We start from the raw sequence: 19,179 nt of genomic DNA, 5'->3' as shown, positions 1-19,179 counted from the left end.
GAACTGGCAGGGAGATCGAGAACAGATGTCCTACGCGCCGGCTGATTTGGCTAGTAGAACGTTTCCGCGCCCCAATTCGATGAGGGCCGGCTGTACGTCGTCATTCATCGGCACCGGCAGGGCTCCGTTTGGTGAACGCTGGTACGTTGTGCATACGCATCCTCATTGCGAGACACGCGTGATCGGGGAGTTGGAAAGGCAGGACTACACGGCTTTTTGTCCGTGTACGCTGAAAACCGTTCGGCACGCGCGCCGGAGCGCTACGAAGCTTGCGCCGGTCTTTCCGAATTATGTTTTCGTTCGCTTCAACGTTGACGAGCAGCCGTGGCGCTGCATCAACGGCACCAGAGGTGCGGTTCGCCTGATCACAAACCGCGAAACGCCAGCCCCCGTGCCTTTCGGTGTGGTCGAGCGCTTGCAAAGCATGGTCGGCGAGACCGGCGCGATGAACTGGGTGCCGAAACTGAAACCGGGCGACCAGGTCCGTATCGAAGATGGCCCGTTTGCCGCCTTGATCGGCACACTGGAGCGTCTCGATCCATCCGGCCGCGTGCGTGTCCTTCTCGATCTTCTCGGGCGTGAAGTCTCGGTGACCTTGTCCGGAGAAGCAATTTCACCGGTTGCGTAGCTTCGCGACCGGTCCTGTGAAGTAATCTGCGGATGAGACTATGTCTCATCCGAGCGGGTTGTTATGTCGACAAACTAGTCTTTCGGACAGCCAACTGCATTTGAAGGTGGCTGATCGGCTGGCTGTGTGGTGTTCAAGATTAGCCGATCTGAAAGTGTGACTTGTTATCAAATCGCACTCGCACCGACATTCGATGCTCACACTTGATGCTGGCCGCGTAGCGAGCGGGAGGACACTGGGTCGCGGTAGTTCCGGTTTGCGTTTGCAACTACTGACGTATGATCGCGCAGGAATTGTGGGGCTTGATCTATTCGCTTAGGAGAATTCGTCGATTGACGAACGGTTCTCCTGAATGGATCGACGAGGGGGCCGCAAATGAAGACTGCAGCCATACTTTCATGCGTCGGCGCATTAGGCATGTTTGCTCTCGGCGCTCATGCTGGCGTCTTCACGCTGGCCGATGCGCTTGCCACCACGTACGAGACAAACCCGCAGCTCGCAGCCGCACGTGCCGGCCTGCGCGCTTCGGATGAAGACGTGGCGCGGGCACGTGCAGGATTGCGACCGAAAATCACCGTCGAAGGCTATTACGGCCTTTCGGAGACCGAGAAAACCTCCGCTACCACTACGACCCATCCGCTAAGCGGCACCGTTGCGCTGACGCAGGACATCTTCCGCGGCGGCCAGACTTTCGCTGAGATCGAGCGGGCCAAATCGCTGGATCGCGCCGAGCGCGGCCGGCTGATCGGAACGGAACAGTCCGTCCTGCTCGACGCCGTAACCGCCTACATGGATGTCGTTCGCGACACCGGACGGATGAAGATCAGCCGCACGAATGTCGACGTGTTGCGCCAGACTTACGAGAACGTCAAAAAGATGTTCGCCGTCGGCATGGTGACGAAGACGGACCTGCAGCAAGCCGAAGCACGTTTTGCGCAGGCGAAGTTGGGACTCTATTCGGCACAGGCTGCGCTTGACTCAAGTCTCGCCGCTTTCGAGCGCCTGATCGGTCGGCCGGCGGAAACGCTCGAAACATCGCCTAGTGTGCCCAAGATCCCCGCCAGTTTGGACGCGGCTCTGCGGGAAGCCGACGCGCGTCATCCGGAAGTCCTGATTGCGAAAAATGAGGAGCGCGCCGCCGATCAGGCCGTCAACGATGCGATTGGCGCGATGCTGCCGCACTTCTCCGTGTCGGGCCAATATCGCTACACGCGCGATTACCAGTCCATAGGCTCCTATCAGTTCTCCCAGCCGCAAAATCAGTTCATCGTGCTGGGTCAGGTGACCATGCCGATATACCAGGGCGGGGGCGAGCAAGCGGCGGTACGCCAGGCGAAAAACCTGCTGGCAAAAGCCAAGTACTCCACGACGGATACCCGCAAACGTGTCCAGCAAGGCGTGCGTTCCAGCTGGTCAGCCTATCAGGCCGCAATTGACTCCATCGAGGCGAGCCAGGCCCAGGCCCATGCCAACGAGCAGGCCGTGGAAGGTGTGCGTCTCGAGCAGAAGGGCGGCGAGCGCTCGGTGCTCGACGTCCTTAATGCCCAGCAGGAGCTGCTCTCGGCTCAAACGGCAGCGTTGAACGCGGAACACGACCGGATCATTGCGGCGTACCGCGTCTTGGCCGCGACGGGAGGACTCACGGCCAGCACGCTGAAATTGGCCGTCAAGCCTTACGATCCGATGCGGTATTACAACGATAACGCGTCGAAATGGATTGGGCTCGGCGAGTGAGTAGTGATGGCAATGGCGTTGTGGCGTAGTGCGGGTCGCGCCGTCGAAGCGGTGCCTTACAGGATCCTCTCGGAATGAAGGAAAGAAACGATCCCGTCCAAGAGGTGATTGGCAGTTATCGGCAACTGCTGCTGATCGCGTTTGCCTTCAGCGGCGGCATGAGCATCCTGGCGCTCACGACGTGCATCTACATGCTCGAAGTGTATGACCGAGTGCTGGCCAGCCGCAGCAACGCCACGCTCGTAATGCTCACTATCATCGCCGTCGGTGCCATCGTGGTGTTCGGTATCCTGGATTCGTTGCGCCGCCGCCTGCTCGTTCGCACCGGCCTGCGGATCGGCGATGCCATGGCGGCACGGGTACAGCGGGCGATGATTGCCACCAATTCGCAGGCCGGAACCGTCGCGATCCGCAGTGCCATTCGCGATGTCGACACCATTCGGAATTTTTTCGGCAGTCCGGCGCTCGGCGCCCTGATGGATGCGCCGTTTCTGCTGTTTTATATGGTGATCCTCTTCCTGCTCCATCCGCTCTATGTCCTCGTCGTGGCGATGGGTAGCGCGGCTTTGATCGCGACCGCGTACCTCAGCCACAAGCTGACGACGCCGCCGCTGACCCAGTCGATCAATCAACAGATAAGGGTGCAGGCCTTTGGTGACGGCGGACTGAACAATGCGGACGTGCTCGAAGGCATGGGTATGTCGTCGAACTTCGTGGGGCGCTGGTACAGTCAGTGGCTTATTGGGGTGCGTTACGGCGCGACGGCCGCCGAGCGCGACGCCAGGTTGAGCGCGGTTTCGAAAGCCATCCGTCAGCTTCTGCAGATCGCCCTCATGGCGGCCGGTGCGTATCTGGTTCTGGATGCGCAGGCGTCCGGCGGCGTCATGATCGGCGCCACAATCATCGGGTCACGCGCGCTGATGCCGATCGAGATGATTATCTCGAGCTGGAAGAGTGTCATCGCCATCCGCCTCGCCTGGATCAGGCTTTCGGATCTGTTGAACGACGCGCCGCAACGGGACGAGGGTATGGATTTGCCCGCTCCGGCGGGCGTTCTTCGCTGTACGAACATCTATTATGTGGCGGCCCGCACGCGCAAAACGATCATCGCCAATGTCAGCTTCGAACTGCGTGCAGGTGAAGCGCTGGGGATCATCGGCCCGTCCGCATCCGGCAAGTCGACGCTGGCAAGGCTGATCGTCGGCGCCTGGCCCGCGACTTCGGGTGTCGTCAGGCTCGACGGCGCCAATATCTACTCCTGGCCGCGCGAGAGCCTTGGCCAATACATCGGATACCTGCCGCAGGACGTCGAACTCTTCGCCGGCACCGTGCGTGAGAATATCGCCCGCATGAGCGAAGGATCGCCCGAAGCGGTGGTCGCCGCTGCGAAGCTCGCCTTCGCGCACGAAATGATCTTGATGCTGCCCAAAGGCTACGAGACCGAGATCGGCGACGCTGGCCACTGGCTGTCCGGCGGGCAGCAGCAGCGCATCGGAATTGCCCGCGCGCTCTATGGCGATCCCCGCCTTGTCGTGCTCGACGAGCCCAATTCGAACCTAGATGCCGCGGGCGAGAAGGCGCTCACCGATACGCTGGCCGCGCTGAAAAAGCGGAGCACTACGACCATCGTCATCGCCCATCGCCCAAGCATCCTTCTGGGTATGGACAAGATCCTGGTGCTCAATCCCAACGGCGGAGTTGCGAGCTTCGGCCCGACGGCCGACATCATGCGCGAATACACGAGGGGCGCGAACGCCGAAAGCGGCAATGTCGTTCCCCTTCAAACGGCGGCCACGCAGGCCACCCCGACGAGCCGGGGGCGGGAATGAACGACGATCGCGAAAAGGAGACGGCAGAGCTGCCGCCGGAGCAGGCCGATACGGAAGCCGTTGCGGGACCGGAAGAAACGGCCGCGGATGCGACGATCGACGCCGAATTCGAACCTGTAGATCAGACCGATGCGGCAGCTCCGGATGAGACCGAAGCCGATGCGAGCGAAGCGGTCATTGCAGATCTCGGCACCGGAAAGGGGAAGATCCGCCTGCCGGCACTGCGGGATGCAGCGACGAACCTGCTTCGCAAGCTGGTGCCCACCGAGGAAGAGAACGTCACTCTGCCGGCCTGGGTGGAATGGAGCAGGGACCGCTTCTTCCCCGAAGATGTGATCGACGCGGAGGACGAGCGGTCTTTCATGAACACCTCCGGCCTGATCCGGAAGGGAAACATCGTCCTGGGTGTCTTCGTGATCGGAGCGCTGCTGTGGGCCGCGGTGGTGCCACTCGACAGCGCCATCATCGCGCACGGCGAAGTGGTGGTGAAAACGCACCGCAAGACCATCCAGCATCTCGAGGGCGGTATCGTCCGCGATATCAAGGTCGCCGACGGCCAGGAGGTGAAGGCTGGGCAGGTCCTGGTCGTTCTCGATGACGCCCAGGCTAGGGCCAATCTCGGAATCCTCCGGGGTGAAGTCGATTCATTGACCGCCCAGGAAGCCCGGCTGACGGCTGAGCGCGATGGCAAGGATCACGTCGAGTTTCCGCCCGAACTCAAGGCGCGGGCATCCGATCAGACGGCGGCCGAGGCGATGCGCGGTGAGCAGGAGGCTTTTGTTTCCCGCAAGGCTGCTCTTGAGCAACAGGTGGGTGTGCTTGGTCAACGGACGGGCGAGAACTGGCGAATGATCGCCGGATTGCGCAATCAGCTCGAGGCCGTGCAGCACCAGAAGCAACTGGTCGAACAGGAAGTCGCGAGCGTCGATGCCCTTTACAAGCAAGGACTGGCGACGCTGCCGCGCTTGTTGGCGCTGCAACGCCAGGCTGCCGATCTCAATGGCCAGGAAGGCCAGATCTCGGAGAAGATTGCCCAGGTGAAGTTGTCGTCCGGCGAGAACACCATTCAGATCTCGCGCGTGCGTCAGGAGCAGTTGAGCCAGATCGTCCAGGACCTGCGCGAGGTTCAGACCAAGCGCTACCAAGCGCTTGACCGGCTGCACGCCGCCGAGGACATGCTGAAGCATACCAAGATGACGTCCCCGGTCGCCGGAACCGTGGTGAGCCTCAGCGTCCATACGGTGGGCGCCGTTATAAAGCCCGGCGAAACGGTGATGGAAGTCGTTCCCCGGAACGACAGTATGGAGATCCAGGCGCAAATTCGGCCGGAAGACGTCGACGATCTTTATCCGGGCATTCCGGCGCGCATCAATTTCAGCGCCTATAAGCAACGCAGCCTGCCGATGATCATGGGCAAGCTGGAGACGCTTTCTGCGGACCGGCTGACCGATCCGCGGACCGGGCAGGGCTATTTCAGCATCATGGTGTCTGTGAACGGCGAGCAGTTGAAGGATTATCCGGACGTCCGGCTCATGCCCGGCCTTCCGGTGGAAGTCGAGATCGCCACCGGAGCAAGGACCGCATTGCAATATCTATTCTCGCCGATCACGCGCGCCATGCGCCATGGCATGAGAGAAAGGTAGGGGGGAATGATTTTGAGACGACGGGGACGCGACGCGGACAAGAAGCGGGGTCCCAAAAAGCCTGAAAAAACGGAAATCACTGTAGAGGAGGCCCAGATGGCACCGAAGACGACGACGACAGCTGAACCGGCACCGCAGCGCGCGGCCAAACCGCCGGTCGAAGACGACCTTTCCGCCAAAGAAGTGTTTGCCGATGATTTTGTGGGTCTCTACAGCATCGGGCCGAACTTCCACTTCACGTTCGCCACGCGCCGCCCGAACAAGAATGGCGGCATGTCGCGGCTGGTAACGGGCCGGGTCGTGCTGCCGCTCGATGCCGTTCTCGAGATGTATAACAACATGCAGGCTGCCGTCAGCCGCCTGGAGACCAGTGGCGTCGTCAAGCGCCGCGGACAGGCGAAGGGCTGAGCGCCAAGCGTTCTCGCACGATGCTGGAGAGCCTCTGTCGCAGGCTCTCCGGCGGTGTGAAGCCGACTTCCTCCCGCAACCGCGTGACGTCCGCCACCATGAACGGCGGCTCGTCGCGATCCGGCAACGCCCCGAACCGCAGGTTTTCGCCCGACTTTCCGGCGAGATCGGCGATGATGGCGCACAGTTCCCTCAAGGAATGGCCTTCGCCCGAAGCGACATTGACCGCGCCCTCCACGTGCCCGGCCGCCAGAAGAGCCGACAGTCCCGCCGCAATGTCCCGCGTGTCGCTGAAATCGCGCACCTGCCGGCCGGTACTCATATCCAGCGGCACTCCGCTCGCCAGGGCGCTAATCACCGACGGCACCAGCCGCTGCGGATTTTCGCCCTCGCCGAACATCAGGAACAGCCGGGCCCAGGCGAATGAAATCCCGCTGCGGTCTGCTTCGGCGGCCACATCCCGATGCAGCGCATGTTTGGCGATGCCATAGGGCAGCACCGGCCGGCAGGGATCGGTTTCCCGCCACGGCGCTTCGTCGGATCGCTTCCAGTCATATTCGGCGCAGCTTCCGACCAGGACGGCGCGTTGTCCTCCAGATTGCGCGAAGGCACGTACGAGATCGAGGCTGACGCTTCGCCAGATCTCATTCTCCGGCGCGGTCCAGAACTTGCCGTGCTCGACATACCAGGCCAGGTGCAGCAGATGGCTTGGGGCGATCCGGTCCATCAACGGACAATGCCCGGACGTTTCGAGCAGATCGCAAAGGTGCCAAGTGACCCCAGCCTGATGCGGGCGCGCCACGCAATCGACCGCATGCACGTCGAAGCCGCGCTTGACCAGTTCGCCCAGCAGAGGCCGACCGACGAAGCCGCCGCCGCCGGTCACCAGGACGCGGCCGCTCACGGCGCAAAATCCGGGTAGCTGCGGTCGCGATCGCCGATCAACACCGGCTCGAACGGCCAGACAATGCCAAATGCGGGGTCGTTCCAGCGCGCGCCGCGCCCCTGTCCGGGCGCAAAATCGGCATCCATGGCGTATTCGACCGTGACGTCGTCGGACTGTGTGAGGAAGCCGTGCGCGCAGCCACGCGGTATGAAAAGGCCGTTGTGGCGCACCGCCGAAAGCTCGGCGCCGAACCAGCGGCGAAAGCTTGACGACGTCGGGCGGATGTCGACGATGACATCGTAGATGGTGCCGGAGCTTGCCCGCACCAGCTTGTTTTCGCCGAACGGTTCGACCTGCCAGTGCATTCCACGTAACGTGCCGCGGCGCGGATTGACCGAAATGCTGGTCTGGCGCACAGGCCCGGTGTTCACGCCGGCCTTGCGCAGCGTTTCCAGGCAGAATGTCCGCGCGAAGAAGCCTCGCTCGTCTCCGAGAGGTTCGACCTCGATCAGAAACGCGCCGGCGATATCGGTGGGCTTGAGGATCAAGGCTCGAACACCTGCAGTTCCGGAATTGCGGTGACGAACTTACCACCCCAGCCGCCGATATGCTTCATCTGTGCCGCGATCTCGCTTTTGATATTCCAGGGCAGGATGAACACGTAGTCGGGCTTGGTCTCGGCAATGCGCTCCGGGGAAAACACCGGAAGGTGGCTGCCGGGCAGCCATTTGTTCTGTTTGTGGGGACTGCGATCCACCGCATAAGCGATTTCGGCTGTGGTAGCGCCGCAGGCATTGAGCAGCGTATTACCCTTGGCGGCCGCGCCATAGGCGACGACCTGTTTGGACGTGGCCTTTGCCTCGGCCAGGAAGCCGCGTACGGCGGCGATGACGCCTTGGGCTCGCCGGTTGAAACGCTCGTAGTAGGCGGGCGTCGTGACGCCAAGGGCTGCTTCGCGCGCTCGCAATGCGGCCAGCCGGTCCGATGGTGCCGCGGTGCCGTGGCGAACATAAAGCCGCAGCGATCCGCCATGGGTCGGCAGTTCTTCGACATCGAACAGCGACAGTCCGTGTCTGGCGAAAATCGTCTCCACGGCGGTCAGCGACAGATAGGAGAAGTGCTCGTGATAAATGGTGTCGAACTGGCAAAGTTCGATCAGGTTTGCGACATGCGGAAATTCGACTGTAAGGACGCCGCTATCGGCCAACAGGATCGCGAGCCCGGCGACGAAGTCGTTGATGTCGGGCACGTGCGCCAAGACATTGTTGGCCGCCATCAGGTCGGCGCGGCCATGGCGCGAGGCGATGTCGCGCGCCGTTTGCACGCCCAGGAACACCGATTCCGTCGGTACGTCGGCCTTGCGCGCTACCGCCGCAACATTCTCCGCGGGCTCGATGCCAAGGCAACGCACGCCGTCCGCCACGAAGTTGCGAAGCAGGTAGCCGTCATTGCTGGCGACTTCGATCACAAAGCTCTCCCGGCCGATGCCAAAGCGGGCCGTCATCGCCGCGCAGTAGTCGCGGGCATGGCGCATCCAGAGATCGGAGTAGGAGGAGAAATAGACGTAGTCGCTGAAGATCACGCGCGGATCGGGCGTGGCGTCCGTCTGCATCAGCCAGCAGGCATTGCAGACGCGCACGCACAGGCGGAATACCTCCTCCGACCGGTCGAGATCGGCCTTGGACAGAAAGCTGTTGGCCAGAGGCTGCTCGCCGAGGTCGAGGACGACCTGGGACATCGGTGTGCCGCAGAAGCGGCAATGGGGATGTGTGTTCATGGTTGTCCGCGAAGCAGGCGTTCGTAATCGGCGATCTGGGCAAGCGAGAACTGGCGCATGTCTTCGCCGCGCAAATGGGCGCGATGCCAATCGGCGACCAGCGCCAGCGCGCGATCGACCGGCAGCCGTGTCCGCCAGTCCAGCGCGTGTTCCGCCAAGGCCGGATCGAGGTTGAGATGGGCTTTTTCCGGCAGCGGATTTTGATCGAGCGTCTGCCAGCCCGTGTGCCAGCCGAAATTCTTCTGCAGGATGTCGACCAGCAGCTTGGTGGCAATGCCTTGCGCGGCAGGTCCGAAATTGACGGCAGTCGGCATATCTGCGGGATCGACGGCCAGCTTCTCGGCATACGACAAGTACCCGTGCAGCACATCGAACACATGCTGCCAGGGCCGGGTCGAATTGGGATAGCGCAGCACCACTGGTTTGCCGGCGATGCCGGCGCGGATCACGTCGGGGACCAGCCGGTCCTCGCCCCAGTCGCCGCCGCCGATCACATTGCCGGCACGGGCGGTCGCCAGCGCGGGCGCACCGGCTTCGTGGAAGAAGCTGTGACGCCAGCTGCGGACGACGATTTCCGCCGCCGCTTTGGAGGCACTGTAGGGGTCGTCTCCGGCCAGCGCATCGTCCTCGCGGAAGGCGCGGCCTTGGTCGCGGTTGTCGTAGACCTTGTCGCTCGTGATCACCAGGATGGCCTTGAGCGACCGGCATGCGCCGGCTGCCGCCAACAGATTGGCCGTTCCCATGATGTTGGTGGCGAAGGTATCGATCGGAGTGCGATAGGAGCGTCGCACCAGCGCCTGCGCCGCCATGTGGATGACGATCTCGGGATCGCTGCTCGCGACGGCCGCGTGAACGGCATCACGGTCGTTGAGATCGCCAATGATCGAGTTGATCCTGTTCCACGGCTGCAGGCAGGAGAACAGGCTCTCGTCCTCCGGCGGCAGGGCAAATCCGGTCACCTTGGCGCCGGCTCGTTCGAGCCAAAGCGCTGCCCAGGCTCCCTTGAAACCGGTGTGGCCGGTGAGGAGGACGCGGCGGTTCTGCCAGAAGCCGCTCACGACCAAGTCTTCCAGGGAGCCTTGCCGGTGCGCCAGGCGGCTTCGAGCTGATCCTTCTCGCGCAGCGTATCCATCGGCTGCCAGAAGCCCTCATGGCGGAAGGCCACGAGTTCTCCGTCGCGCGACAGGCTTTCGAGCGGGTCGCGCTCCCAGACGGTGTCGTCGGACGGGATCAAGTCCAGCACCCGCGGATTGAGGACGAAGAACCCGCCGTTGATGTAGCCGAATTCGGAATCGGGTTTTTCGCGGAAGGTAGCGGCGCTGTCGCCGACCAGGTCGACGATGCCGAACCGGCCCGGCGGATGGACCACGGTCATGGTCGCCAGTTTGCCGTGAGCCCGATGCGCCGCGATCAGCTTGGTGATGTCGATATTGCCGACCCCGTCGCCATAGGTCAGGCAGAACGCCTCTTCCTTCTCGAGATATTGGCGCAGGCGCCGCACGCGTCCGCCGGTCTCGGTCGAAAGTCCGGTATCGACCAGCGTTACCGTCCAATCCTCGGTCGTGCTTTCGGAATAGCGCGCGGTGCCGGTCTTGAGATCGAAGCTGACGTCCGAACTATGCAGATGGAAGTTGGCGAAATACTCCTTGATGACATAACCCTGATAGCCAAGGCAGACGATGAAATCCTTCACGCCGTGCGCGGCGTAGATCTTCATGATGTGCCAGAGGATCGGGCGTCCGCCGATCTCGACCATCGGCTTCGGCTTCAGGCTGGTCTCTTCGGAGATGCGCGAACCGCGGCCGCCGGCCAGGATGACTGCTTTCATGACGGTCCCCCGGAGTCATTAACGGTGCGAACGATCGTGGCCTCGAAATTCCGCACCCAGCGGGCGGCATCGCCGAGCGGGGCGGTACGCAGGCGCGTACGCAGATTCTGCCGCAGATCGAGACGGCGCGCTTTGTCCTTGCCGAGCTTCTCGGCGATCGCGACATACTCGTCCGGCGTGAAGGCGCAGAGATCGCCCAGACCGGCATTGTTGAGATTGCTGTAGCTGAGGCGCTCGAAAAAGGCCTTTCCAACCAGCGTAATTGTCGGCACCCCCATCCACAGCGTCTCGCAGGTCGTGGTGCCGCCGACATGCGGAGCGGTGTCGAGGGCGATATCGATCCGGTTGTAGTGGGGCAGGTGGCGGCCGCGGATGGATTCAAACAGGATCCGGTCGGCTTCGACGCCGTGCTTGGCGAATTCCTTGCAGATGTTGGCCCGGAAGCTCGCCGCACCTGCTTCCGGCCGCACGAACAGGAAGCGCGACTTCGGGAAACGCTGCATGCAGCGCGCCCATAAGCCGAAGACCTCCGGCGTGTACTTGTAAGGATTGTTCATGGTGCCGAAGGTCAGGGCGCCGGCGCGGTCTTCCGGCAGTCCCGGCTCGATCGGTATGTCGCGGAAACCCAGCCGCCCCAGCACCACCCAGCTTTCGGGCACCTGGAACGGCTTTTCGATCAGAAGCTTCGGGTCGTCGGGCTTCAGATAGGGATCGACCAGGATATAGTCGATTTCTTCGATACCGGCGGAATGGGGATAACCGAGCCAGCTCACCTGAATCGGAGCGGCGTGATAGGCCATCACCTCGAGGCGATTGTAGCGGGTCGATCCGCCCAGTTCGATCAGGATATCGAGATCGTCGTCGTGGATGCGCTGGGCGATTTCCTGGTCGGTCGCCTGCAGCATGGTACGGAACGCCGCGACGTTCTGGGTGATGAAGGATTGCACCCGGTCCGGCGGGGCCGGATAGAAGGAATAGCAGTAGATCTCGAACTTGTTGCGGTCGTAGAGCTCGAACATCGGCATCACGAAATAGGCCACCGGATGGTCGCGGAGGTCCGATGACATGAAGCCGATGCGGATCTTGTCGCGCTTGGGCGGTCGCGGATGACGCTTGATCGGGAGTTTGGCTGCCTGGGCGGCGATGCTCTTGCCCCACTGGCGGTGGAAGCGAACGAGTTCGAGACGGTCCTCGTCGCTTACTACGCGGCCAAGCTGATTGTGCAGGGAGCCCACATTCATGCGGTCGACCCAGAACGACATCAGCTTGGTGCGGTCGCCCAGGTTGGCGAGGCTTTCGAAATCCGCGAGCCGCAGGAAGATGCCGCTGAGATTGGCGGCGTGGGGCAGCATGTCGGTGCCGGTCGCCAGAAGCCGCTTGGCGATCTGACCGGCTTCCTCGACGTGGTCGGATTCGACTCCGTAGCGGCTGTCGAGCAGGCTCTTGCAGAGGCCCGACAGGCAGCGCGGATCCTCGGGGCGAAGCTCGAGGGCGTGACGCAGGAAGCCGTTGGCTTCCTCATAGCGGCGCAGCGAGTAGCCCAGCATGTGGCCGAGCCGTAGCAGTGTCTCGATGTCGTCGGGATCGCGCTTGAGAATGTCGCGGTGGACCGCCTCGGCCTCGGCGAAACGGCTGCGGCGCTGCAAAAACAGCGCCTTGTTGCGCTGGTGATCGAGGTTGTCCGGCTCCTGGCCGATCACCTTGTTGAATTCGGCGATGATCTGGGCATCGTCGGCGCCGGCCCGCTGCAGCAGCGCAGCGCGGCTGGTGTGCACGCGTAAGTTCTTGGGATCGAGCCGCTCGGCGTGATCGAAGGCAATCCGGGCGCGCGCGATCTGGTCGACGCTGGCGAAGACCTGGCCGAGCACCCGAGCGGTTTCGGAATCCGTTGGGCGGATCTCGAACGCGCGGCGCAGCGGTTCGATTGCCTCTTCTACGCGTCCCAGTCCGAACAGCGTGTTGCCAAGGTTGTACCAGAAGGAATGATTGGTCTCGTCGAACTCGGTGCCTTCGCGGAAGGTGGCGATTGCATCGTCGAAACGGCCGCGCCGCTTCTGGATCACGCCCAGGAGGTTCTTGAGCCCTGGGTCTTGCGGCGTTGCAACCAGCGCGATCTGTGTCTCTTCCTCTGCGGCGACGAGATCTTCCGATTGCAGAAGCACGGCGGCGAGATTGCCTTTCACGATCCGTCGCTGCGGATCGAACGCGGCGATCTTCCGCCAATAGGCAGTGGCCGTCTTGAGATCGCCGACGGCCATTGCGCAGCGCGCAACGCCAGTCAAAGCGGCGGGATCGCTCGGCCTTGTCTTCAATGCCGCCGCGTACGACTCCAACGCTTCGCGTGGACGTCGCGCCCGCTCCTGACGGATCGCACGCCGCATCAGCTCATCGCGGCTGACCGCTGCAGTCTTGTTTGGTAAACGCTTCTGCGACATCTCGGGGCCCCCACGGCGAAATCAGTGACTCCACTCGCTTCGCGCGAAAAGGGACGGCATGACGCAGTTGAGAGGCCTTCTCTATGCGCGTCAGAGTCATTCGCAAATTGTGTGATGTCGAAACCAAGGACTGGCCGGCTTCCGTCTGGTTTTAGGCCGGGGTCGCGATCGCGTATTGCGAGTGCAACTCCCTGTAGCAACTGCCTCTCTCGGATTAATCCACAACCCGATCCAATTCCGCGAGTAATGCTCAAGAATTGATCAAGTAATCCGGAATGCCAGGAGGGATTCTCACCTTCTGAACAAGTAATAGGCAGAAAAATAAGAAAAATCCCAGTGCTACTACCTTAGAATGATACAGGATTTCGTTGAAACAACTTCGCAAACGTACAGTTTCTCGCATTCCCGCATCACTGGTACTTTTACCTACAATTAAGGGTGGTGAACTGGGGCTTACCGCAGCGTTTGCGGTTCTTGTGATTCAGTACATTGCGTCGGTAGCGGCTTCGCGTTCGCGAGGTCGTTGACCCCATTTCTCATCCAGATGGCGAGGGAGCGCGCTCCGCCACGAGCGGGCGCGCGTATGGCTGGAGTGTGAGATGGCTGACATCATCGGTTCTCCCAGTGGCGATAGCTCGACGGGCGGCTCTGACTCTCTCGGTGGATCCGAGACGATCATCGGCACGGACGCCAACGACACTCTCGTCGGAAGTCCGAACGACGACAGCCTGTTTGGCGGCAACGGCGACGATGTGCTCGCCGGCGCCGCGGGCAACGACACTATCGATGGTGGTGGCGGAGCAAGCGACAGCGCCGATTACAGTCATGATCCCGCGGCCATTACGGTCGATCTCTCCACCGGCAATGCCACAGACGGCAGCGGCGGGCACGATGTCCTCACCAACATCGAAATCATCGGTGGCAGCGCCTTCAATGACTCGATGCTCGGCGGCAGCACCAACGATTCCTTTATGGGCATGGCCGGAAACGACACCATCGACGGTGGTGCCGGCGATCAGGATGTTGCCTCTTATTGGTTCTCGCCGTCCGGCGTGTACGTCGATCTGGTCAATGGCATTGCGCAAGACGGCTGGGGCGGAACCGACTCCCTCGTCAATATCGAAGGAGTGGTGGGGTACGAGTCCGCCGACACCGTGATCGGCAACGATCAAGGTAATTTCTTCTGGGGCCAAGCGGGCAACGATTCCGTCCTCGGCGGCGGCGGCAATGACAGTCTGTCGAGCGGCGCTGGCGCTTTTACGCTTGAAGGCGAAGCGGGCGACGACAGCCTCGCGGCTTGGGGCGGAACGGCTTCGCTGTCGGGCGGAGAAGGCAACGATACGATCGTGGGTTTCCCCACCGGCGCGACAGTTGACGGTGGCGCTGGTGCGGATTCGATCGGCATGGCGTCTGCGGGCAATCTGATTTTCGGCGGCGCTGGTGACGACATAATCCAGGGATGGGGCGGTTCCGGTCAGAACACGCTGGTTGGCGGCGCTGGGAACGACTCGTTGTGGGGCAACCCCCAGGATTTCGCGTCGTATGCGGACGATCCGAACGCCGTGAATGTCAATCTGCTCACCGGATCGGCCGTCGACGGCTTCGGCAGGTCCGATGTGCTCGGCGTTCAAAACGTGATCGGCTCGAGCGGAAACGACACGCTCGGCGGCAGCTTCAACAGCAACGAGATCATCGCCGGCGCCGGGGATGATCAGATCGACATCAGCCAAGGCGGTAACGACACGGTAATCGCCGGAGCCGGTGACGACTATATCGTTGCCGGAAACGCCTTCACGGCATCCGACCGGATCGACGGCGGCGACGGATATGACGTTCTCGAACTTACCGGCGACTATTCGGCGGGCGTGGTTTTCTCGGCGACGACCGTTGTCAACGTCGAAGAGATCGACATTCTGGGCTCCAATGCGGGCGGCGGCAGTTACCGGCTGATCCTCAACGACAGCACGGTCGCAGCCGGCCAGCAGCTGAGCTTCTTTACCGGCGGTTTCGCCACCAAAGACACGATCTATATCAACGGTTCTGCCGAAACCGACGGCACCCTTGCTCTGCGCGGCGCTTCCGGCAACGACACCCTGATCGGCGGCAGTGGAGATGACTACCTCCGCGCATCGGGCGGCAATGACTCTATCGACGGCGGCGGCGGCTGGGATCGAATTTCGATGTATTCCTCGGCCACAGGCGTGGTGGTGGATCTCGCCATCCAAGGTGCCAGCCAATACACCAACTTCGATACACTCACCCTGAACAATATCGAAGACGTCAGCGGCTCGGCCTACGCCGACACTTTGATCGGCAACGCGGCCGACAATTGGCTGTGGGGCAACGGCGGAGATGACTCCCTTGCCGGCAATGGTGGTGACGATCTTCTTGAGGTCGGCCCGAACGGCTCTTTGATCATCGACGGCGGCAGCGGCACGAACACGCTTTCCTTCTATAACGCCGATGTTTCGGCTGCGAATGTTGATCTCGGCGTTTCCGGTCCGCAAAACGCGGGCTTCGTGACCATCACCCAGACGAACATTCAAAATGTGGTGGGAACCGGATTCGACGATTCCATCACCGGCAATGATTCCGACAACGTGCTCTTTGGCAATGGCGGGGCCGACACACTGGTCGGTGGCGCCGGGTCGGACACGATTTACGGCGATGCCTGGTATGGACCCTACGGCAATAGCAACGGTGGGGCTCGCCAAATCGTTACCGTCTCTGGTGCCGATGGCGCAGGCAATGACTGCCTGGTCGGCGGTACGGGCGACGATTACCTGATTGGAGGCTACGGAGACGACACGCTTGTAGCGGATGGCGGCACGGGTGTTTCCCGCCTCTCGGGCGGAACTGGCAACGACAGTCTCGTCGGCAACGGTGGCTTCGTCGTGGCGGATTATTCAGACGACACGACCGGTGTCACAGTCGATCTGGCCGCCGGATCGGCGACCCAGAGCAGCGGCGTCGACACTCTGGTCGGTATCAATGGCGCGATCGGATCGAGCGCCGCGGACCATCTCACCGGCAGCAGCGCCGATGACGGCTTCATGGGCATGGGCGGCGCCGACACCATTGATGGCGCCGGCGGCAACAACACGGTCTATTACAACAACGATCCGAGTGCCGTTTTGGTGGATCTCTCGCTCGGTACGGCTATCGACGGGACAGGTGCGACCGACGAGTTGCACAACATTCAAAATGCCAACGGTTCGAAGTTCGATGACACGCTCATCGGTACGGACGGGGCAAACAGTCTGGCGGGCCACGAGGGCAACGATGTTCTCTCCGGTGGAGCGGGTGACGACACGCTGGATGGCGGCGACGGATCTGACAACGCCGATTACCGGACGGCGGCTGCAGCTATCACGGTCGACCTTACGACCGGCAATGCCACCGACGGCAGTGGCGGCCACGATGTGCTGATCAATATCGAAGGCGCTTTCGGAAGTGCGTTCAACGACTCGCTGCTCGGCAACGACCAAAACAATACCTTCATCGGCATGGCCGGAGACGACACCATCGACGGCGGCGGCGGCCAATCCGACATGGCCGATTATCGTTTTGATACGGCCGGCGTGACGGTCGATCTTGCTACCGGCAATGCCACCGACGGCAGCGGCGGCCATGACGTCCTCAGCAACATCGAGATGGTCGGCGGCAGCTCCTTCAACGACTCGATGCTCGGCGGCAGCGCCAATGAATCCTTCGACGGCATGGCAGGAAACGACACGATCGACGGCGGCGCCGGCGATTCCGATACCGTCTCCTACTGGTGGTCGCCGACCGGCGTGTATGTCGATCTCGTTACCGGCACCGCGCAAGACGGCTGGGGCGGAACCGACTCTCTGGTCAACATCGAAAACGTCGTAGGTTACGAGTCTGCCGACACGGTGATTGGCAACGACCAAAACAACAACTACTGGGGCCAGGCCGGTAACGATTCCGTCCTCGGAGGCGGCGGCAACGACACGCTGGCGAGCGGCGCCGGCGCTTACACGCTGGACGGTGGATCTGGTGACGACTGCTTGGCCGGTTGGGGCGGAACGCCGCTGTTGCTCGGCGGCGACGGCAACGACCAGATTTACGGTACTCCGACCTCCGCCACGATCGACGGCGGCGCTGGTGCGGACTCGATGGGCATATGGGCCGGCGACAACCTCCTCATGGGTGGTGCCGGTGACGACAATATCCAGGCCTGGGACGGCGCTGGACGCAGCACGCTGATCGGTGGTTCGGGCAATGACACCCTGCTGGCGGACGGCAACGATTTCGTTTCCTATGCGAATGATACGGCCGGTGTGAACGTCAATCTCGCGTCCGGTTCTGCGACTGACAGTTCCGGTGGTATCGACAGTATCAATCTCCAGAACGCGATTGGCTCGACATTCAACGACACGATCGTAGGCAATGACGGTTCCAACACCATCATCGGCAATGGCGGCCGGGATACGATTTACGGCCAGGGCGGTGATGATCTGCTGCAAGCCTCTGGCGGCAACGTCAATGGCGGTGAGGGCAACGATACGCTGATGGCCGTCGGCAACATGATGGCCTCGCTGAATGGCGGCAACGGAAATGACTCGCTCGACGGCAGCACGGCTACGGTCGGCAGTTACTTGGCTGGCGGCGCCGGTAATGACACGGCGATCGGCGGGGCGTTCAACGACACGCTGTCCGACAATGCCGGATCCAACAGCGAGAGCGGCGGTGCTGGTGACGACGTCTTCCAGAACGTCTCCAACAGCAGTGGCAACACGCTGAGCGGCGGTACGGGCAGCGATATCTTCTTCGTAAATCCGAACGGCGTGGCCGACATTATCACCGACTTTACGGCCGGTGCCGGTGGCGACCGGATCGACATCACCTATCTGGCCTATGCGTTCACCAACTATGTCTCGGGTCAGAATCCGTTTGCCTCTGGGCATCTCCAATTCGTGCAGCAGGGTACCGATACCGTCCTGCAATTCGACCCCGATGGCGCAGGCATGGCGTCGCCGCGCACGGTTCTCATCCTGCAAAACACCAATGCCGCGTCGTTGACGTTCGAAAACATCCTGCAGCACTGGGATCCGCATGGCGCGACCGGTTCGCCCGAAAATTACACGATGGGCGACAGCGGCGGAGTGCATTACGGCACGCCGTATGCCGATACGATCCAAGGCGGAGCCGGCAACGACTCGATCTTCGGAAATCCCGGCAACGATTCTATTGATGCGTCCGCCGGCAACGACTCCCTCTCGGGCGGCGATGGCGCCGACACGATGGTCGGCGGAGCGGGTAACGATTCCTTCAATGACACGTCAGGCTTAGGCAATGTTGAAATTGGCGGCGCTGGTGACGACCGTTTCTTCAACGTTTCATCCATTGGCAACGCCACACTCACCGGCGGCGAAGGGCGCGACAGCTTCGTGCTCAATGTCGGCGCGACCGATACGATCACGGATTTCCAAGCCGGAAGCGGCGGCGACGTGCTTGATCTCTCCAACGCCACGTCGCAAATGCCGGGTCTCGGCATTCAGGATCCGTTTGCCACCGGGTATCTGCGGTTCGTGCAGGTCGGAGCGGATGCAATCCTCCAGATCGATCGCGACGGACCGGCCAGCACCGCCTACAGTTGGCGTGACCTGCTGGTTCTGCAGAATACCGATGCGAGCCAGCTCACGACGCAGAATATTGCGCAGGGATTCCAGCCTGCCGTTGTCGTCGCGGTCGGCGAGAACATCACTCTGCCGGATGGCGACAGCTATCACGTCGGTACATCGTGGGCAGACACCATCATCGGTGGTCCGGGCAACGATACGATCATCGGAAACGATGGCAACGACACAATTGACGGCGCGGGCGGCAACGACAGCCTCGAGGGCAACAGTGGCAATGATACGCTGGCAGGCGGCGACGGTGCCGACACGCTGGCAGGCGGTGCCGGCAGCGACAGCATTGATGGCGGCGCCTCCGGCGGCAATCTGGTCAGCTATCAGAACGACACCAGCGCGGTAACGGTCGAT

At 62.0% G+C, this 19,179-nt stretch carries 11 protein-coding genes and 16 pseudogenes; 21 read left to right on the top strand and 6 right to left on the bottom strand.

Annotation, left to right across the window (positions count from 1 at the left end):
- Nucleotides 1-25 precede the first annotated feature (25 nt).
- From nusG to FHS84_RS06230, 5 genes are all read left to right on the top strand, one after another.
- Entirely contained in the window at nucleotides 26-628 is a 603-nt protein-coding gene (gene nusG / locus FHS84_RS06250) for a transcription termination/antitermination NusG family protein (RefSeq protein WP_166932006.1), read from the top strand.
- Nucleotides 629-1,003: 375 nt separating this feature from the next.
- On the top strand, nucleotides 1,004-2,362 hold the full coding sequence (locus FHS84_RS06245; protein ID WP_166932004.1) for a TolC family outer membrane protein: 1,359 nt from the start codon (nucleotides 1,004-1,006) through the stop codon (nucleotides 2,360-2,362).
- 74 nt (nucleotides 2,363-2,436) lie between these two features.
- Nucleotides 2,437-4,191, top strand: coding sequence for a type I secretion system permease/ATPase (locus FHS84_RS06240; RefSeq protein ID WP_166932002.1), 1,755 nt, complete (start codon nucleotides 2,437-2,439; stop codon nucleotides 4,189-4,191).
- Nucleotides 4,188-5,834 (top strand): HlyD family type I secretion periplasmic adaptor subunit, encoded by a 1,647-nt coding sequence (locus tag FHS84_RS06235; RefSeq protein ID WP_166932001.1) that lies wholly within the window; start codon nucleotides 4,188-4,190, stop codon nucleotides 5,832-5,834. Before FHS84_RS06240 ends, FHS84_RS06235 begins: the two co-directional genes overlap by 4 nt.
- Nucleotides 5,835-5,930: 96 nt before the next feature.
- Nucleotides 5,931-6,242, top strand: coding sequence for a hypothetical protein (locus FHS84_RS06230; RefSeq protein ID WP_166931999.1), 312 nt, complete (start codon nucleotides 5,931-5,933; stop codon nucleotides 6,240-6,242).
- On the opposite strand, the gene FHS84_RS06225 is transcribed toward FHS84_RS06230, so the two are convergent.
- The 6 genes from FHS84_RS06225 to FHS84_RS06200 are packed head-to-tail and all read right to left on the bottom strand — an operon-like array spanning nucleotide 6,214 to nucleotide 13,168.
- Complete coding sequence (locus FHS84_RS06225; protein WP_166931997.1) at nucleotides 6,214-7,146, bottom strand: NAD-dependent epimerase/dehydratase family protein; 933 nt, start codon at nucleotides 7,144-7,146, stop codon at nucleotides 6,214-6,216. The two genes, FHS84_RS06230 and FHS84_RS06225, sit on opposite strands and share 29 nt — an antisense overlap.
- The gene (locus FHS84_RS06220; protein ID WP_166931995.1) at nucleotides 7,143-7,676 is read right to left on the bottom strand and encodes a dTDP-4-dehydrorhamnose 3,5-epimerase family protein; all 534 of its coding nucleotides are present in this window, start codon (nucleotides 7,674-7,676) and stop codon (nucleotides 7,143-7,145) included. Before FHS84_RS06220 ends, FHS84_RS06225 begins: the two co-directional genes overlap by 4 nt.
- Nucleotides 7,673-8,905: a class I SAM-dependent methyltransferase gene (locus FHS84_RS06215; protein ID WP_166931993.1), complete on the bottom strand. Its 1,233-nt coding sequence runs from the start codon at nucleotides 8,903-8,905 to the stop codon at nucleotides 7,673-7,675. Before FHS84_RS06215 ends, FHS84_RS06220 begins: the two co-directional genes overlap by 4 nt.
- Entirely contained in the window at nucleotides 8,902-9,963 is a 1,062-nt protein-coding gene (rfbG, locus tag FHS84_RS06210) for a CDP-glucose 4,6-dehydratase (RefSeq protein WP_208393732.1), read from the bottom strand. The genes FHS84_RS06215 and rfbG overlap by 4 nt, the downstream gene beginning before the upstream one ends.
- Nucleotides 9,960-10,733, bottom strand: coding sequence for a glucose-1-phosphate cytidylyltransferase (gene rfbF, locus FHS84_RS06205; protein WP_166931989.1), 774 nt, complete (start codon nucleotides 10,731-10,733; stop codon nucleotides 9,960-9,962). The genes rfbG and rfbF overlap by 4 nt, the downstream gene beginning before the upstream one ends.
- Nucleotides 10,730-13,168, bottom strand: coding sequence for a tetratricopeptide repeat protein (locus FHS84_RS06200; RefSeq protein WP_166931987.1), 2,439 nt, complete (start codon nucleotides 13,166-13,168; stop codon nucleotides 10,730-10,732). The genes rfbF and FHS84_RS06200 overlap by 4 nt, the downstream gene beginning before the upstream one ends.
- Before the next feature lie 608 nt (nucleotides 13,169-13,776).
- Here FHS84_RS06200 and FHS84_RS23025 point away from each other — a divergent pair.
- The 16 pseudogenes from FHS84_RS23025 to FHS84_RS22950 form a co-directional block, all read left to right on the top strand.
- Nucleotides 13,777-13,959 (top strand): annotated as a pseudogene (locus tag FHS84_RS23025) (calcium-binding protein); the annotation flags it as partial.
- A pseudogene (locus FHS84_RS23020) lies at nucleotides 13,951-14,172 on the top strand (calcium-binding protein); the annotation flags it as partial. The pseudogenes FHS84_RS23025 and FHS84_RS23020, both read left to right, overlap by 9 nt.
- Nucleotides 14,146-14,394: pseudogene (locus FHS84_RS23015) on the top strand (calcium-binding protein); the annotation flags it as partial. The pseudogenes FHS84_RS23020 and FHS84_RS23015, both read left to right, overlap by 27 nt.
- A 177-nt stretch (nucleotides 14,395-14,571) precedes the next feature.
- Nucleotides 14,572-14,688: pseudogene (locus tag FHS84_RS23010) on the top strand (calcium-binding protein); the annotation flags it as partial.
- Between the two features lie 42 nt (nucleotides 14,689-14,730).
- Nucleotides 14,731-15,321, top strand: a pseudogene (locus FHS84_RS23005) (calcium-binding protein); the annotation flags it as partial.
- A 27-nt stretch (nucleotides 15,322-15,348) separates the two neighbouring features.
- Nucleotides 15,349-15,546 (top strand): annotated as a pseudogene (locus FHS84_RS23000) (calcium-binding protein); the annotation flags it as partial.
- 141 nt (nucleotides 15,547-15,687) lie between these two features.
- Nucleotides 15,688-15,816, top strand: a pseudogene (locus FHS84_RS22995) (calcium-binding protein); the annotation flags it as partial.
- Nucleotides 15,799-15,987, top strand: a pseudogene (locus FHS84_RS22990) (trypsin-like serine protease); the annotation flags it as partial. The pseudogenes FHS84_RS22995 and FHS84_RS22990, both read left to right, overlap by 18 nt.
- Nucleotides 15,988-16,221: 234 nt before the next feature.
- A pseudogene (locus FHS84_RS22985) lies at nucleotides 16,222-16,494 on the top strand (calcium-binding protein); the annotation flags it as partial.
- A gap of 96 nt (nucleotides 16,495-16,590) precedes the next feature.
- Nucleotides 16,591-16,698 (top strand): annotated as a pseudogene (locus FHS84_RS22980) (hypothetical protein); the annotation flags it as partial.
- Nucleotides 16,675-17,643, top strand: a pseudogene (locus tag FHS84_RS22975) (calcium-binding protein); the annotation flags it as partial. The pseudogenes FHS84_RS22980 and FHS84_RS22975, both read left to right, overlap by 24 nt.
- 60 nt (nucleotides 17,644-17,703) lie before the next feature.
- Nucleotides 17,704-18,225, top strand: a pseudogene (locus FHS84_RS22970) (type I secretion C-terminal target domain-containing protein); the annotation flags it as partial.
- A gap of 54 nt (nucleotides 18,226-18,279) precedes the next feature.
- A pseudogene (locus FHS84_RS22965) lies at nucleotides 18,280-18,450 on the top strand (calcium-binding protein); the annotation flags it as partial.
- Nucleotides 18,436-18,840: pseudogene (locus FHS84_RS22960) on the top strand (type I secretion C-terminal target domain-containing protein); the annotation flags it as partial. The pseudogenes FHS84_RS22965 and FHS84_RS22960, both read left to right, overlap by 15 nt.
- Before the next feature lie 6 nt (nucleotides 18,841-18,846).
- Nucleotides 18,847-19,020, top strand: a pseudogene (locus tag FHS84_RS22955) (hypothetical protein); the annotation flags it as partial.
- Nucleotides 19,003-19,113, top strand: a pseudogene (locus FHS84_RS22950) (hypothetical protein); the annotation flags it as partial. The pseudogenes FHS84_RS22955 and FHS84_RS22950, both read left to right, overlap by 18 nt.
- Between the last annotated feature and the right edge of the window lie 66 nt (nucleotides 19,114-19,179).

Origin of the sequence: Rhizomicrobium electricum, from assembly GCF_011762045.1 — a bacterium.
In the GTDB taxonomy this organism is placed as follows: domain Bacteria; phylum Pseudomonadota; class Alphaproteobacteria; order Micropepsales; family Micropepsaceae; genus Rhizomicrobium; species Rhizomicrobium electricum.
Note: the sequence above shows the minus strand (reverse complement) of the source record. Positions and strands in the feature narration are given on the sequence as shown.